We start from the raw sequence: 14,470 nt of genomic DNA on the forward strand, positions 1-14,470 counted from the left end.
ACTATTATCACACAGAGAGAAAAGTCAACCTTCCTGTCTTTCTTATCCAAGAGGGAAAAGTGTCACATCGAGTGAATTTGTAAAGCAAATTTGTATAGAGATGTTCTTCCCCGAGTTCTCGATACACTTTTCTTTTTTGCAAAAGAAAACCACTCGAACTGACCATAATGCTAACAACAAATGATTAATTGCTAATTTACTTCATAGTGCTACCAAAAATAAACGTGATAAATATTAAAACTTCTTAGCTCTATCCATTTCACGTTCCGCTTGCTTGCTCTTCAAAGTTTCGCGTTTGTCATATTGCTTTTTACCTTTTGCTAAAGCAATTATAAGTTTTGCTAAACCTTTTTCATTTAGGAATAGACGAATAGGAATAATGGTGAGTCCAGTTTCTTTCGTTTTACGTTCCCATTTTTCCAATTCTTTTTTATTAAGAAGAAGTTTGCGTTCACGTTTTTCTTCGTGATTTTGATAATTTCCAAACTTGTATTCTGCAATATGTATTCCTTTTGACCACAATTCTCCATCTACAAAAAAACAATAGCTATCTACTAAACTTGCTTTGCCTGCACGTATAGATTTTATTTCAGTGCCAGTGAGTACAATCCCGGCAGTTAATTTATCGACTAACTCATAGTCAAATGTAGCTCGCTTATTTTTAATGTTGATTTTATTGTTCATAACTGCAAAAATACAGTTTTTTGTTGATATTGCTATCTTTGAAGAGTGTTAAGTAAGTACAGCTCAGATTCAGGACCTAGGTTAAAGAGTAAATCCAATATGCTTAGGTTAGGTGTAAAATCAAATTTATCAGAGAAAACTTGTGTGTAAGGTTTTGCTGAAAACTCATTATCGATTTTTTGAAATGATTTTTTCGGATGAATGCTGTTACGGAAATCATTGGGGAGGGTTTTCTGGTACTTTTGAGTTTCCTCTATTGTGGGATCTATTTCTAATAAATTGCAACAAGTATTAAGAATTCGATTGTTAAGTTCCCATAGGTGAACTTCTTTTTCATTAAATACAAATAACAAATCATCAATATAGTATTCATAATAAGGGGAGGAGCTATAGGCCGCTTCAAGGGCTCTATGGTGTTGCCGTTGCCAATTCTCGGAAAAATCTATTTTAATATCCTTAATAGGCAGTCTGCTATTGGCTTTTTGCACAGGCACTGTTACTATTTCTATCCCATTGCTTCCTAGAATATAGCAGCGATTTCGGTAACTCTGCTTTAAAAAATTTTCATGAGCCTCAATACTTACCTTTTCATAATGAACCAATTTGGAAAAATATTGGATAGGAGGGAAATATGCTGAGCTTAGAAATACAGTATTCATAAAAATAAAGATAGACAATATCATTCTAAAAAAATATCGGACTCCAATGCTGGAACCCGATATCAATATTAATCAATTAAGTTTGTTTTTACTGTAATTTGAATGTTACTGGTACTTGATACCAAACTCTCACAGGCTTACCACGTTGCATACCCGGAGAAAATTTAGGCAATGTTTTTACTACACGTACCGCTTCTTTTTCAAGAAGTTTGTCAGGACTTCTAAGTACTTGAACGTCACCAACTTTACCATCTTTCTCAACAACGAATTTCAAATATACTTTACCTTGGATACCATTATCCGCCGCAATTTGTGGATATTTAATATTCTTAGCTAAGTATTTCAATAATTCTTTAGTTCCTCCTGGGTATTCTGGCATTTTTTCTACACGAACGAATACTTTTTGCTCTTCAATAACCTCTTCCTCTTCTTCAATTTCTTGAACTTCTACAACCTCTTCCACATCAGCTTCAGCATCAACTTGGATTTCGTCTTTCACGTCCAACTTTTCTTCAGTAACCTCAATAACGTCAATTACTTGTTGTTGCTTTGGTGGTGGTGGAGGTGGAGGTGGTGGTGGCACATCTTGGCGTGTGATGACGATGTCCTCTTCAAGTTCTTGGTCCATCGCATACTTCACCTCATCTACTTTTTCTGGCTCTACAGACCACTCGAACATAGCCCATACAAATAATAAGGCTGCTACGAGTCCAATCTCTAAGAATAACGTACGTCTCTTCTCAAGATCGGCTTTTGGTGATTTTTTTAATTCCATAACTCTTTTTATTTAGTTTTATTACTTTATCTTTGTCTTCGCTTGGGGCTATAGCTCAGTTGGCTAGAGCGCTTGACTGGCAGTCAAGAGGTCAGGGGTTCGACTCCCCTTAGCTCCACTCTTCATTTACAAATATACAATTATTTTTCTTATAAACTAATTTTTTAGTTTGAAATTTTCAAAATTAATTTAAAAGTATGTTTTTGCGTAGTTATTTCCAGAGATTTTCTGGATAAATATTATCGTCAACTAATTGCTGTATTTTTGCTACCGTTGGTTCTCTATCTGCTTGGTATGTAACACCAAACCATTCAGAGTCAATAGGAATAACGACAGCTTCCATTTTGCCTTCTTTGCGTAATTCGTCAACCATAAATGGTATATAGAACTCTGACTTTAGCTCCAATCCTTTTTCATTAATGAATTTTATAAACTTTGGCTGGGCTAATTCAAATATTGAAGGATGAAATCCCCAAAAATTCATAGAGACAGGTGTTATTGCATCTAAAGGTAATTCCTTACCTGCTTCATCTTTCCAAACGATTTGCCCGTTTACGTTACGTTCTATAGCTGTGCGTTCGTGTATCTCTGTTAACTGATTGTGTTCATTAATACTGCAAACTCCTCTAGAAACAGTTCCATTTTCTGATAAGGTCTTACCCAACTCGTAGCCCATAATAGCACAACTATTAGGTGTTACTTCTTCAGTTAGAAAGTGATGCATTTGTTCGAAGGCTTTAATTCCATAGTAATCATCTGCATTGATAACTGCAAAAGGCTCTTTAATTGAATCTTTTGCAACCAAAACAGCGTGTCCCGTTCCCCAAGGTTTCTTTCGCTCAGGGTTTAGCTTTGTTCCTTTAGGAATATCCGTCAGTTCTTGGCATACGTAGTCAATATCAACTTTACCTGATAATTTCTTGTCAAAAGATTTTTTGAATTCCTCTTTGAAACTTTCACGAATTACGAAAACTACTTTACCAAATCCTGCACGTATTGCATCATAAATAGAGTAATCAATAATCGTTTCGCCTGATGGCCCAAGACCGTCCATTTGTTTTAATCCTCCGTAACGACTGCCCATACCTGCAGCTAAAATTAATAATGTTGGTTTTGTCATATTTTTAATTCTTTTCTTAGAAGTATTTTAATTTTTATATTTCACCCACTTCACTAATTCTTTCCAATTCACTTTTTTGCCATACATCAAGATACCAATACGGTAAATCTTCGCAGCCAGCATAATGCAAGCGATAATCGTAATTATCAAGATAGCTAATGACAGTAACAATTCCCACCACGGTACATCAAAGGGAATACGCACTGGCATTACCACAGGTGAAGTAAATGGAATTATGGAAGCCCAAAATGCTAATGAACTTTCTGGATTTCTCGCCACATTGAAAGCGATATAAAATGCTGCTAACAAAGGTATTGTTACTGGTAGGCTGAGTTGTTGTGTGTCAGTTTCATTATCAGCTGCTGCACCAATAGCAGCATAAAAGGATGCGTAAAGTACATAACCTAATAGTGTATAAATGAATCCTACGACGATAAGTTTTATTATCATGCCAGGTTCAATACTCGCTATTGCCTCGTGAATAACATCGTTGATGTCACTGCCTATTTCCTGAGTCATTTGCTGACCTTGCTGTGCCATGTCTTGCATCTGCGTCATTTCAGAGGCTCCGAAAATATAAAGAGATACAATAGAAATAATTCCGAGGAGAACCCCCCAAATCAAAATTTGTGTGAGCCCCACTAAGGCAATTCCTACTATTTTCCCAATCATCAATTGGAAAGGTTTTACTGAAGAAACGATAACTTCAACAATTCTGTTACTTTTTTCTTCTACGACACCCTTCATCACGATGCCTCCATATGTAATCACAAGGAAGAAAATCATAAAGCCTACGCCTAATGCCAGTACACTTAGAATAGTTGCAGCCATGGAAGATGATTTTTTCTCTTCACCATCTTTTAGCCGCACACTCGTAAGGTGCACCTTAGTTTTAGTGGCTTCTATTTTCTCTTCTAATTCAGGTATTTGCAGATCGTTGGTAAGTTTATCTATTTTTCGCTGACGTATGATATCACTTAAGATATTACTCATGTCTGAACTGACCTCTGCAGGAACTTGTTTGTTGGAATATAATTGTCCTTTTGCAGTATTCTCAATGTCTGTTGGGAGTTCTAAGACCGCGTAATATTTCTCGTCTTCTAACAAATCTTTATAGAGTGCATCTTTATCTACATATTCAAATGTTGTTGTTTCATCACTATGCAGTGGTTTTTTTAGCTCCGATTTGTTGATAACGGCAATAGTACGCTCAGTGGTATCTTCTTTCATCATGATGTAAAAGAAAAAGGCATACAAACCTATGAAAAGGAGGGGAGCACCAAAAGTTACCAATAAAAACATCTTTTGTTTTACTCGGACAAAATACTCTCGACCTATTATTATTGCAATTTTATTCATTTCGATTTTTGTTTTTTTAGATGGATAATGCGTTGTTCTCTTCCACAGCTTTGATGAAAACCTCATTCATACTTGGGATAATTTCCTTAAATTCTTTCACATTCACTCGATCTGCTAATAGTCGTAGCATTTCATTTTTTCTGCCTTCCACAATCTTAACAACTGCATCTGTAGTGTAATCCGTTATTTTGGTGTGTAATGTCTTATAAATAGAAGGCTCATCTAAACCTAAATCACCCGTATAACTTATCTGATAATTATTTTCTTTATACTTCTCTTTTACAGAATGAATATTTCCTTCTAGAATAACCTTGGAATTATTGATAAGTGCAATATGGTCACAAACTTCTTCAACAGAAGGCATGTCGTGTGCAGAAAAAATAATTGTCGTTCCCTTTGCTTTTAAATCTAGGATTTCTTTTTTGATTAAATTCGTATTGATAGGGTCAAAACCACTAAAAGGCTCGTCAAAAATCAACAATTCCGGATTATGCAACACGGTAGTTACAAATTGTACTTTCTGTGCCATGCCTTTAGAGAGTTCTTGTACTTTTTTGTCCCACCAAGGCATGATGTGCATTCTGTCAAACCAATATTTCAAGCGTTCTTTTGCCTCACTTTTAGAAAGACCTTTAAGCTGTGCTAAATAAATAGATTGGTCACCAACCTTCATTTTTTTGTATAAGCCACGTTCTTCAGGCAGGTAACCAATGCGTGAGATATCTTCACGTTTTAGCGGTTTGCCTTTAAATAATACTTCACCCGTATCAGGTGCTGTTATTTGATTGATGATGCGAATCAGTGTAGTTTTTCCTGCGCCATTCGGTCCAAGGAGACCAAAAATGGAATTTTCAGGAATACTGATACTCACATCATCGAGGGCTTTATGTTTTGCAAATTGTTTGTTAATATTTTTTGCTTCGAGTAACATTATTTGAGTATTTTATTTAATATTTCAATATTTTTATTCGCTGTAGTCTGTTTACCGTCAGAGTACAGGTTGTCAATTCGTTCTTTATAATTATTATGAACTTTGTGACGAATAATTTTCATAGTAGAATTTACCATTCCATTTTTTTCTGTAAAAGGTTCTTCAATAATAGCAAAAGTAGAAGGAAGCCAACGCTCTGGGAATAGATTCTCTAATTTTCCTCCTTTTAAATAACTATCTACTTCCTTTTGTATTAAAGTCAAAGCTTCTTCTGCATGGGAAGTTTGTTGTTTTAATTTATCCGGATTTACTACTAAAATCCCTGTAGTTACAGGATTTTGATTATTGTACAGGACAGCCTGTTCTATATAAGGAGAATTGGAAATAAGAGCTTCTTCGATGCCTTCCGGACTGAATTTTTCGCCATCACTGCCGATAAGCAATGACTTGCTTCTTCCCAATACGTAGAGGTATCCATCCTTGTCCAGGTAGCCGAGATCTCCAGTATGTAACCAGCCATTTACGAGGGTTTCTTTCGTTGCTTTTTCATTTTTCCAATAACCAAGCATCACGTTTTCTCCTTTGATGATGATTTCCCCTTTTTCACCTGTCGGACACTCGTTCCACTCTTCATCTACTATTTTTATTTCCATATCAGGAAGCGGTTTTCCTGAAGATCCTAACTTGTGAGAATGAGGTGTATTTGCAGAGATAACCGGGGAGGCTTCTGAAAGTCCGTAGCCTTGGTACATTGGGATGCCAATAGCATAATAGAAGCGTTGCAACTCAATGTCGAGCAGTGCACCACCGCCGACGAAATATTGCATATTACTGGCAAAGGATTTACGAACTTTTGAAAAAATCACAGTATCATAAAAAGCAACTATAGGCTTTAGATACCAAGGTCCTTTATTATGACCTTCTTTGTTGTACTTGTATGCTACTTTCAATCCCCGATTAAATAAACTTTGGGCGAATTTTCCATTTTTTCGAATACCAGATTCAATATTTTTTCGAAAATTAATCGCTAAAGCCGGTACACTTAAAAGGATATAAGGATTTATCTGTTTCAAATTACGAGGAATGTTACGTAAAGTTTCTATAGGTGATTTTCCTGCATTTACTGAAGCGATAGATGCACCAGTTTTTAAGAAGGAAAAGACTCCTGCTGTGTGACCAAAAGCATGATCCCAAGGCAAGATAAGCAAGGTTTTGTAGTAGGAAGGAAAATCCTTCATATGTTTTACAGATTGCTCAACATTTGCAACATAATTATTATGAGAAAGCATGATTCCTTTGGGACTGGAAGTGGTGCCGGATGTATAGGAAATATTTGCAATGGTATTAGGTGTTACAGTATTTAAAACTGTCTGAAATTGTTCAGTATTGGCTTTGATAAATTCCTTACCTCGTTCTATGATTTCTTTGTAGCTTATTTCCTCTTCCTGATACTCTTCTAATTTATTAAGCACAATAATATGCTTCACTGTTGGGAGTTGTCCTTTTAGTTTTCGAATCTTTGGCAGTTGTTGTCTAGAAACCACTACCGCTGTACATTCAGAATGGTTGATACGAAAGCTAAGATCTTTAGCTAACTCTAATTTCACTGAAAGCGGAACACAGATTGCCCCGATATATAACATTCCCAATTCACTGATAACCCATGAATTTTGTCCTTCAGATAGCAATGCAATACGGTCTCCATAATTGATTCCCAAAGTTAGAAGACCTGCTCCAAAGTGATTTGAAAGCGTAGCTACCTCTTCAAATGATGTACTTTGGTATTTACCGTTTGTTTCCTCTAATAGAAAAGGTTTAGTAGCATAGCGTTTTACACTTTCTTCGAGAAGTTGAGGTATCGTTTTTTTCATAAGTCTTATGGCAATAGAGCTAACAAAATTATGATTATTTTAAAAATATACAAGCTAAATGTTAAGAAGTTCTTTTTATATAGCTCTAGCTTTTGCTTATTGTCGCACTAAGGCTATAAAAATGTGTGCCATTTGTCAATTAAGTTACTTTTTTATTCGGTTGAAAAAGTGTATTTTTGTGAAGTTAAAAAAGCACTATCGAAATAGAAGAATATATGAGTGAGATTGAAAAAAAATCGGAGTATTCCGCACAGAATATCCAAGCCCTTGAGGGGATGGAACACGTGCGTATGCGTCCGTCGATGTATATAGGAGATGTTAGCACAAGAGGATTGCACCATTTGGTGTATGAGGTGGTTGATAACTCTATTGATGAAGCACTAGCAGGACATTGTGATACAATAAGTGTAACCATAAATGAAGATAATTCTATAACCGTTACTGATAATGGACGTGGAATTCCCGTTGATATTCATGAGAAAGAAGGCGTATCAGCACTAGAGGTTGTAATGACGAAAATAGGTGCCGGGGGTAAGTTTGATAAAGGTTCATACAAAGTATCTGGAGGATTGCATGGTGTGGGTGTATCATGTGTGAATGCATTATCGACAAGATTAAAAGCTACAGTGCACCGCGATGGTAAGATCTACGAACAAGAATATCATATAGGTAAACCGCTATATCCTGTGCGTGAAGTAGGAACTACAGAGTATGATAACAACGGAACTACGGTTACCTTTTTGCCAGATCCAACTATTTTTACCCAAACAAGAGAGTTTAGCTACGAAACCCTAGCAACTCGTATGAGAGAGTTGTCTTTCCTAAATAAAGGGTTGACCATTACTATCGAAGATAGAAGAAATACAGATGAAAATGGAGATTTTATTTCAGACGTATTTCTTAGTGAGAAAGGATTAGTAGAGTTTGTAGAATTTATCGATTCTTCTCGTGAGTCTCTGATACCAGATGTTATCAATTTTGAAACAGTAAATAGTGATATTCCGGTAGAGGTTGCTTTAACATATAATACTTCATATACCGAAAATGTGCATTCTTATGTGAACAATATTAGTACACATGAAGGAGGTACGCATTTATCAGGTTTCCGTAGAGGTTTAACAAATACGTTGAAAAAATATGCCGAAGGTAGCGGAATGCTTGATAAATTAAAATTTGAAATTTCAGGTGATGACTTCCGTGAGGGGTTGACTGCAGTAGTTTCTGTAAAAGTAGCAGAGCCACAGTTTGAGGGACAAACCAAAACGAAACTGGGTAACCGCGAAGTGGTTTCACCAGTGAGTCAAGCAGTTTCACAGATGCTTTCTGATTATTTAGAAGAGCATCCTTCAGAGGCTAAAATAATTGTAAACAAAGTTATCCTAGCCGCTACGGCTCGTCATGCTGCACGCAAGGCAAGGGAAATGGTACAGCGTAAAAATGTGTTGACCGGCTCTGGTTTGCCCGGAAAATTAGCTGACTGTTCAGACAAAGATCCATCAAAATGTGAAATATACCTAGTCGAGGGAGACTCTGCAGGTGGTACCGCCAAGCAAGGTCGTGATCGTAGTTTTCAAGCTATTTTACCACTTAGGGGTAAGATTTTGAATGTCGAAAAAGCGATGCAACATAAGGTGTTTGAGAGCGAAGAAATTCGAAACATTTTCACAGCTTTAGGAATTACCATTGGTACCGAAGAAGATAGTAAAGCATTGAACTTAGATAAAATACGTTATCATAAGGTAATTATTATGTGTGATGCCGATGTAGATGGTAGCCACATTGTCACTTTAATCATGACGTTCTTCTTCCGCTTTATGAAAGAGTTGATTGAGAAAGGTTATTTATATATTGCTACACCACCATTGTATTTGATTAAAAAAGGAAAAAATCAAGCTTATTGCTGGACTGAGGAAGAGCGTTTGAGATTGATAGATGAATGGGCAGGCGGAAAAGAAAGTGCATTACATATTCAGCGTTATAAAGGTTTGGGAGAGATGAATGCGGAGCAGTTATGGGATACTACGATGAATCCGGAATTCAGAACACTTCGACAGGTAACCATTGACAATGCTGCTGAGGCAGATTATATTTTCTCCATGTTAATGGGTGATGAAGTGCCACCGCGTAGGGCATTTATTGAAAAGAATGCAACCTATGCAAATATTGATGCATAAATTAGATTTATTAGTATAAATGATAACGAGAGTGTCGTACGGAGCAATCCTAAGTATTGACACTCTTTTTATTTTTAAATAGAAATAAGAATGAATATTGCAGTTTATTGTTCGTCAAGTGATGCTATAGCCGATAAATATTTTGCAGATGCTCGTAAAGTGGGTAAAGCAATTGCTAAAGCAGGTCACACACTTTTGTACGGAGGTACTTTTATGGGATTGATGGGAGCGTTGGCAAAAGAAAATATGAAATATGGAGGTAAACGAGTTGGAGTGATTTGCGAGAAAATCATCGATATGGAAGGGGTCGTTTTAGATGATGAAAATCTACTTACCGTCGAAACATTAAGTCTGAGAAAAGCCAAGCTTGTGGAGCTTGCCGATGCTCATGTAGTCTTGCCTGGAGGCTTTGGGACTTTGGACGAGGCGATGTCTATCTTGGCAATGAAGCAGGTAGGAGAGAGTGAAGCTCCTGTTGTTTTTTTGAGTACGGATGGATTTTACACCTCTTTACAATTACAATTTCAAAAGTTTTATAAAGAATTCTTTGCAGGAGAGAATTTTAAAGAGGCCTATCATTTTATAAATAAAGTAGAAGAACTTTGTGAGTTAATTGCCGAGTTCAGGTAGGGGAGGAATACTGTTAGGAATATCAGGGTCTTCAATCTTTTTCCAGTCTTTGTATAATGATTTTATTTGCTGAATCATTTTATATTCATTCTGATTAAGATTAATAAAATAATCGCAATACATTTTAAAACTGTGTAATTCTTTTCCCTCTATATTAAGTATTCTACCAATGTATTCTTTCGTATAGCGATATTTGTTTTTCGTTACAGCAATTTCTTGTAGCGTTTCTTTTTGAATTTGCCGACGCATTTTTTCGTCTTTACTTAGTTTAGAGTAGAGAACAGTAGGCAGTGACGAAGCCCCATTAAATGGATTAAAAAGATTGAGAAGAGCTGTAGATATTGTGGGAGCGTCCATTGCTCTATGGTATGGGTTTGCAATAGCATGCCTTTTTTTATTTCCAAACATCGTTTCTAATCGGTATTCGTCTGTATCTTGGATAGAATCTGCATCCATCGTTTTGATTTTGTGTTTAAAATCCTGCCAAGTTCCCCAATTATTGATTTCTACTTCATCCAATTCAAAGCTTTTGGAAGTAAGTTGTATCTTGAGGGAATCAAGGTTTTTTAGATTATTGACTGCAATGGCTTTGGGCTCGAAACTAAGATGTTTAAATACTAAAGTATCCGTTCGCTTTGCCGTAATATAGAAACTACCGTCATTTTTTGAAAGTAATCCAACTCGACTCCAGTTGATTCGAATCACGACATCTGGAACAGGATGATTAGATTCATCGGTGATAATTCCAGCAATCCCGACTTCATCTTGTGAAAAAGTATATCCAACTTGGATTAAAAATAAAATGCAAAGATAATAGGTTTTCATCGAGAAACGAAAGTAATGAAATCCTGTAACCTTTGCTTTTAGTATATTCTTTCTTTAACCTTTATTAAGTTAATTTTTGTTTCAGATAAGCGAATGAATAATTTTTTTAACCGTATAATAACTTAGTTTCCTTTTGGATTCAAAAGTCCATCCAGCTATGTGAGGAGAAAGCACTACACGGTCTGAATGAATTAAATAGTTTAAAGACTCTGGCATTCCTGCTCCAAAATTGGTGGTGTAATTATAGGCTTCATATTCCAAAACATCTAAACAAGCACCAGTTACTTTTCCGGCTTTCATAGCATATGCTAAAGCATCAGTTTTTACCACTTTACCACGGGAAGTGTTAATTAAAATGATTGGGTTTTTGAATTTTGATAGAAATTCCTCATTAACCATATACTTTGTTTCGTCGGTAAGTGGTGTGTGCAAACTGAGAATATCTGCTTCATTAAAAATGGTTTCAAGCGTTACCTCTTGTGCAAAAACATTTCCATAGTTTAATTTGTATTTGTCGTAAGCAATTACTTTGGCTTCAAAACCATGCAATCGTTGAGCAAAAGCATTCCCCATATTGCCATAACCAATGATTCCTAAGGTTTTCCCTTTTATTTCAAATCCTCTGTTTGCTTCACGTTTCCAAATACCTTGGCGGACTTCATTATCAGCACGTCTTAGGTTATTCATTAGCATTAAAAGCATTCCGACAGCTTGTTCGCCTACAGCATCACGATTACCTTCTGGAGCATTGTGACAAATTATTCCTTTGCTTTCTGCATACGCTGTATCAATATTTTCCAATCCTGCACCTATGCGACCAATAACTTCGAGCTTCTCAGCTTTATCAATAACATCTTTTGTAATTCTAAACTTACTAGTAAGCATTAGACCATTGTATTCCTTAATAGAATTTAAAAATTCTGTTTCTGTGATTTTCGGATTATAATCGTATTGAATGTTCGCTCTATCTAACTCCTCAAAAGTAATGGGATCTACTTCATTAATGATTAATACACGTTTCATATAATAGGTAATTAAGTAAAGTTGGTCGTAAGTTTATCTGTTGTAAATTAGTGCTTGCCCCTTAATACTTTCATCAAATTTCCCGTTGTTATATATAAGATGACCATTCGCAAATGTATGAGTGATGGTGTGTGAAAATGTAGTTCCATCGAATGGTGACCAGCCGCACTTATACAATAGGTTATCTTTATTTACTGTGTGCTTTTCTTTCTTAAAAATACATAAATCAGCTTGGTAACCTTTTCGAATATATCCTCTGTTTTTAATTCCAAATAGTTGTGCGGGTGCATGGCACATCTTATGCACGACCTGCTCTTTGGCAAACTTACCTTGTTCATGCAATTCCAATACAGCTTGCAAGGCGTGTTGCACCAAGGGACCACCAGATGCAGCTTTAGTGTAAACTCCAGATTTTTCTTTTAGAGTGTGAGGAGCATGGTCTGTAGCGATTACATCCAAGACATTCTCATTAAGTGCTTGAATAAGAGCATCTCTATCTTTTGAAGTTTTAATAGCAGGGTTCCACTTAATGAATCTACCCAATCTTTTATAGTCTTCATCAGAAAACCAAAGGTGGTGGACACAAGCTTCTGCAGTTATTTGCTTATTATTTATATTTCCTTTTTCTAAAAGTTGTAGCTCATCAGCAGTAGAAAGATGAAGAATATGTAGTCGTGCATCATGCTGTTTGGCTAATTTTACTGCAAGGGAAGAGGATTTATAGCACGCTTCTCGACTACGGATTTGTGGGTGCATGGCAATAGGAAAGTCTTCACCGTATTTCTCCAAAGCATTTTTTATATTCGTACGAATGGTTTCCTCGTCCTCACAATGTGTAGCGATAAGAATTTTTGCATTCGCAAAGAAATTGTTTAACACTTCACGATTATCGACTAACATATTTCCTGTAGACGAACCCATAAATATTTTAATACCACAGGCTAAGTTCAAATCTGCTGCAGTTATTTCTTTCCAATTTTCATTGGTACCCCCAATATAGAATCCGTAATTAACCATAGCTTTTGTTTGTGCTAAAGCATGTTTGTCTTCAAGCAATGGGAGAGTGGTCGTTTGAGGAATAAGATTGGGCATATCCATAAAAGAAGTTACTCCACCGGCGGCGGCGGCTTTTGACTCTGTATATAAATCTCCTTTTTGAGTTAATCCTGGTTCGCGAAAATGCACCTGGTCATCAATAACTCCTGGGATTAAATAGCTTCCACTTGCATCAATAATATTATAGTTCTGCCCATAACTATCAGAAACGTTTCCTTCAATTATTTCAGATATTTTTTCGTTTTCTATGAGAATAGAGCCTTTGAACTCCCTGCCTTCGTTAATTATTGTTGCGTCTTTTATTAAAGTATTTTTCATTATTATTATTGTCGTTTCTTAAGCAAACTATTGATTTTCATATTAATTACACCCCAAAATGCTTCTCCAAAAATACCACTGCTCATTTTAGAGCTTCCTTCCTGTCTGTCGGTGAAAATGATGGGAACTTCTACAATATGAAATCCTAATTTCCAAGCTGTAAATTTCATTTCTATCTGAAATCCATATCCTGTCATTTTTACTTTGTCGAGATTAATCGTTTCTAAAACACGTCTTGTGTAGCATTTAAAACCAGCGGTAGCATCATTTACAGGCATCCCAGTTACAAATTTCACATACTTAGAAGCAAAATAGGACATTAAGATTCTGCTCATGGGCCAATTTACTACATTAACTCCAGTCACGTAGCGTGAGCCAATAGCTAAATCAGCACCATCCTCACAAGCTTTATGCAATCTCAATAAGTCCTCAGGATTGTGAGAAAAGTCTGCATCCATTTCAAAGATATAGCTATAACTTCTTTCCAGTGCCCAACGAAATCCTGCAATATATGCTGTTCCTAACCCTAATTTTCCTTTTCTTTCTAGAATGTGCAAAGCGTCCGAAAATTCCTTCTGCAAACTTTTTACAATAGTTGCAGTGCCGTCTGGAGAATTGTCTTCTACGATGAGTATGTGAAAATCACCAAGAGAAAATACCTTGCGAATAATCGCTTCGATGTTTTCCTTTTCATTATAAGTAGGAATGATAACCAGTCTGTCTTGTACCATAATTAATAGTCTAAAAACTAATTTTCAAAGATAATGAAATACTGTGAATGCTTATAATTAAGAGAGTATAAAAAAGTGATGTTGCAGTTGAAATGGTAGAGTTGTAAAGTTTACTGCCATTGTTTTATAAAACTGCTGGCAATTCAGTCGATATTTTGACAAGCTGTAATGAGGAAATTTGGGGTTATTTTTTTTGATGTACTAAAAAAGCTGAAAATATTTTTTTGAATGATTTGCTTGATAATTAGGTCTTTGAGATTTTGGGCACAAAAAACTTTGTAAAAAAGTTGCAGTAATATTTGGTAGGTAATAAA

Annotated in this window: 13 protein-coding genes and 1 tRNA gene; 3 read left to right on the forward strand and 11 right to left on the reverse strand. The window is 35.9% G+C overall.

The features are described 5' to 3' along the window. Nucleotides 1–234: 234 nt before the first annotated feature. The 3 genes from smpB to C7377_RS04805 all read right to left on the reverse strand — a co-directional run bounded on the left by smpB (nt 235) and on the right by C7377_RS04805 (nt 2,118). Nucleotides 235–684 (reverse strand): SsrA-binding protein, encoded by a 450-nt coding sequence (gene smpB, locus C7377_RS04795; RefSeq protein ID WP_116496167.1) that lies wholly within the window; start codon nt 682–684, stop codon nt 235–237. Nucleotides 685–716: 32 nt separating this feature from the next. Next, nucleotides 717–1,343 carry a WbqC family protein gene (locus C7377_RS04800; protein WP_116496168.1) on the reverse strand — a complete coding sequence of 209 codons (627 nt, stop codon included), beginning with the start codon at nt 1,341–1,343 and terminating at the stop codon, nt 717–719. Between the two features lie 88 nt (nt 1,344–1,431). After that, nucleotides 1,432–2,118 (reverse strand): energy transducer TonB, encoded by a 687-nt coding sequence (locus C7377_RS04805; RefSeq protein WP_116496169.1) that lies wholly within the window; start codon nt 2,116–2,118, stop codon nt 1,432–1,434. 44 nt (nt 2,119–2,162) lie between these two features. Here C7377_RS04805 and C7377_RS04810 point away from each other — a divergent pair. Then, nucleotides 2,163–2,236 (forward strand) — tRNA-Ala (locus C7377_RS04810). Between the two features lie 93 nt (nt 2,237–2,329). On the opposite strand, the gene C7377_RS04815 is transcribed toward C7377_RS04810, so the two are convergent. From C7377_RS04815 to C7377_RS04830, 4 genes are read right to left on the reverse strand one after another with little or no spacing between them, the layout of a single operon-like run. Next, complete coding sequence (locus tag C7377_RS04815; protein WP_116496170.1) at nt 2,330–3,238, reverse strand: sugar phosphate nucleotidyltransferase; 909 nt, start codon at nt 3,236–3,238, stop codon at nt 2,330–2,332. Nucleotides 3,239–3,265: 27 nt separating this feature from the next. Further along, nucleotides 3,266–4,597 carry an ABC transporter permease gene (locus tag C7377_RS04820; RefSeq protein ID WP_165806846.1) on the reverse strand — a complete coding sequence of 444 codons (1,332 nt, stop codon included), beginning with the start codon at nt 4,595–4,597 and terminating at the stop codon, nt 3,266–3,268. 16 nt (nt 4,598–4,613) lie between these two features. After that, nucleotides 4,614–5,528: an ABC transporter ATP-binding protein gene (locus C7377_RS04825; protein ID WP_116496172.1), complete on the reverse strand. Its 915-nt coding sequence runs from the start codon at nt 5,526–5,528 to the stop codon at nt 4,614–4,616. Continuing rightward, the gene (locus tag C7377_RS04830; RefSeq protein WP_116496173.1) at nt 5,528–7,399 is read right to left on the reverse strand and encodes an AMP-dependent synthetase/ligase; all 1,872 of its coding nucleotides are present in this window, start codon (nt 7,397–7,399) and stop codon (nt 5,528–5,530) included. Before C7377_RS04830 ends, C7377_RS04825 begins: the two co-directional genes overlap by 1 nt. Before the next feature lie 215 nt (nt 7,400–7,614). On the opposite strand from C7377_RS04830, the gene gyrB reads away from it, so the two are divergent. Both gyrB and C7377_RS04840 read left to right on the forward strand, forming a co-directional pair. Then, nucleotides 7,615–9,573 carry a DNA topoisomerase (ATP-hydrolyzing) subunit B gene (gyrB, locus tag C7377_RS04835; RefSeq protein ID WP_116496174.1) on the forward strand — a complete coding sequence of 653 codons (1,959 nt, stop codon included), beginning with the start codon at nt 7,615–7,617 and terminating at the stop codon, nt 9,571–9,573. A 90-nt stretch (nt 9,574–9,663) separates the two neighbouring features. After that, on the forward strand, nt 9,664–10,203 hold the full coding sequence (locus C7377_RS04840; protein ID WP_116496175.1) for an LOG family protein: 540 nt from the start codon (nt 9,664–9,666) through the stop codon (nt 10,201–10,203). Here the strand turns inward: C7377_RS04840 and C7377_RS04845 are convergent. The 4 genes from C7377_RS04845 to C7377_RS04860 form a co-directional block, all read right to left on the reverse strand. After that, nucleotides 10,183–11,028: a carboxypeptidase-like regulatory domain-containing protein gene (locus tag C7377_RS04845; protein WP_116496176.1), complete on the reverse strand. Its 846-nt coding sequence runs from the start codon at nt 11,026–11,028 to the stop codon at nt 10,183–10,185. The genes C7377_RS04840 and C7377_RS04845 overlap by 21 nt on opposite strands. 81 nt (nt 11,029–11,109) lie before the next feature. Further along, nucleotides 11,110–12,051: an NAD(P)-dependent oxidoreductase gene (locus C7377_RS04850; RefSeq protein ID WP_116496177.1), complete on the reverse strand. Its 942-nt coding sequence runs from the start codon at nt 12,049–12,051 to the stop codon at nt 11,110–11,112. A gap of 33 nt (nt 12,052–12,084) precedes the next feature. Continuing rightward, nucleotides 12,085–13,425: a dihydroorotase gene (locus C7377_RS04855; protein ID WP_116496178.1), complete on the reverse strand. Its 1,341-nt coding sequence runs from the start codon at nt 13,423–13,425 to the stop codon at nt 12,085–12,087. 5 nt (nt 13,426–13,430) lie between these two features. Beyond that, entirely contained in the window at nt 13,431–14,156 is a 726-nt protein-coding gene (locus tag C7377_RS04860; RefSeq protein WP_116496179.1) for a polyprenol monophosphomannose synthase, read from the reverse strand. Between the last annotated feature and the right edge of the window lie 314 nt (nt 14,157–14,470).

Origin of the sequence: Balneicella halophila, assembly GCF_003096835.1 — a bacterium.
Taxonomy (GTDB): domain Bacteria; phylum Bacteroidota; class Bacteroidia; order Bacteroidales; family Balneicellaceae; genus Balneicella; species Balneicella halophila.

Excerpts from the sequence above, each read along its gene's own strand:
- C7377_RS04830 (WP_116496173.1), bottom strand. The coding sequence starts at position 7,399 with ATGAAAAAAACGATACCTCAACTTCTCGAAGAAAGTGTAAAACGCTAT.
- C7377_RS04800 (WP_116496168.1), bottom strand. The coding sequence starts at position 1,343 with ATGAATACTGTATTTCTAAGCTCAGCATATTTCCCTCCTATCCAATAT.
- C7377_RS04840 (WP_116496175.1), top strand. The coding sequence starts at position 9,664 with ATGAATATTGCAGTTTATTGTTCGTCAAGTGATGCTATAGCCGATAAA.
- smpB (WP_116496167.1), bottom strand. The coding sequence starts at position 684 with ATGAACAATAAAATCAACATTAAAAATAAGCGAGCTACATTTGACTAT.
- C7377_RS04850 (WP_116496177.1), bottom strand. The coding sequence starts at position 12,051 with ATGAAACGTGTATTAATCATTAATGAAGTAGATCCCATTACTTTTGAG.
- C7377_RS04805 (WP_116496169.1), bottom strand. The coding sequence starts at position 2,118 with ATGGAATTAAAAAAATCACCAAAAGCCGATCTTGAGAAGAGACGTACG.
- gyrB (WP_116496174.1), top strand. The coding sequence starts at position 7,615 with ATGAGTGAGATTGAAAAAAAATCGGAGTATTCCGCACAGAATATCCAA.
- C7377_RS04825 (WP_116496172.1), bottom strand. The coding sequence starts at position 5,528 with ATGTTACTCGAAGCAAAAAATATTAACAAACAATTTGCAAAACATAAA.
- C7377_RS04860 (WP_116496179.1), bottom strand. The coding sequence starts at position 14,156 with ATGGTACAAGACAGACTGGTTATCATTCCTACTTATAATGAAAAGGAA.
- C7377_RS04845 (WP_116496176.1), bottom strand. The coding sequence starts at position 11,028 with ATGAAAACCTATTATCTTTGCATTTTATTTTTAATCCAAGTTGGATAT.
- C7377_RS04815 (WP_116496170.1), bottom strand. The coding sequence starts at position 3,238 with ATGACAAAACCAACATTATTAATTTTAGCTGCAGGTATGGGCAGTCGT.
- C7377_RS04855 (WP_116496178.1), bottom strand. The coding sequence starts at position 13,425 with ATGAAAAATACTTTAATAAAAGACGCAACAATAATTAACGAAGGCAGG.
- C7377_RS04820 (WP_165806846.1), bottom strand. The coding sequence starts at position 4,597 with ATGAATAAAATTGCAATAATAATAGGTCGAGAGTATTTTGTCCGAGTA.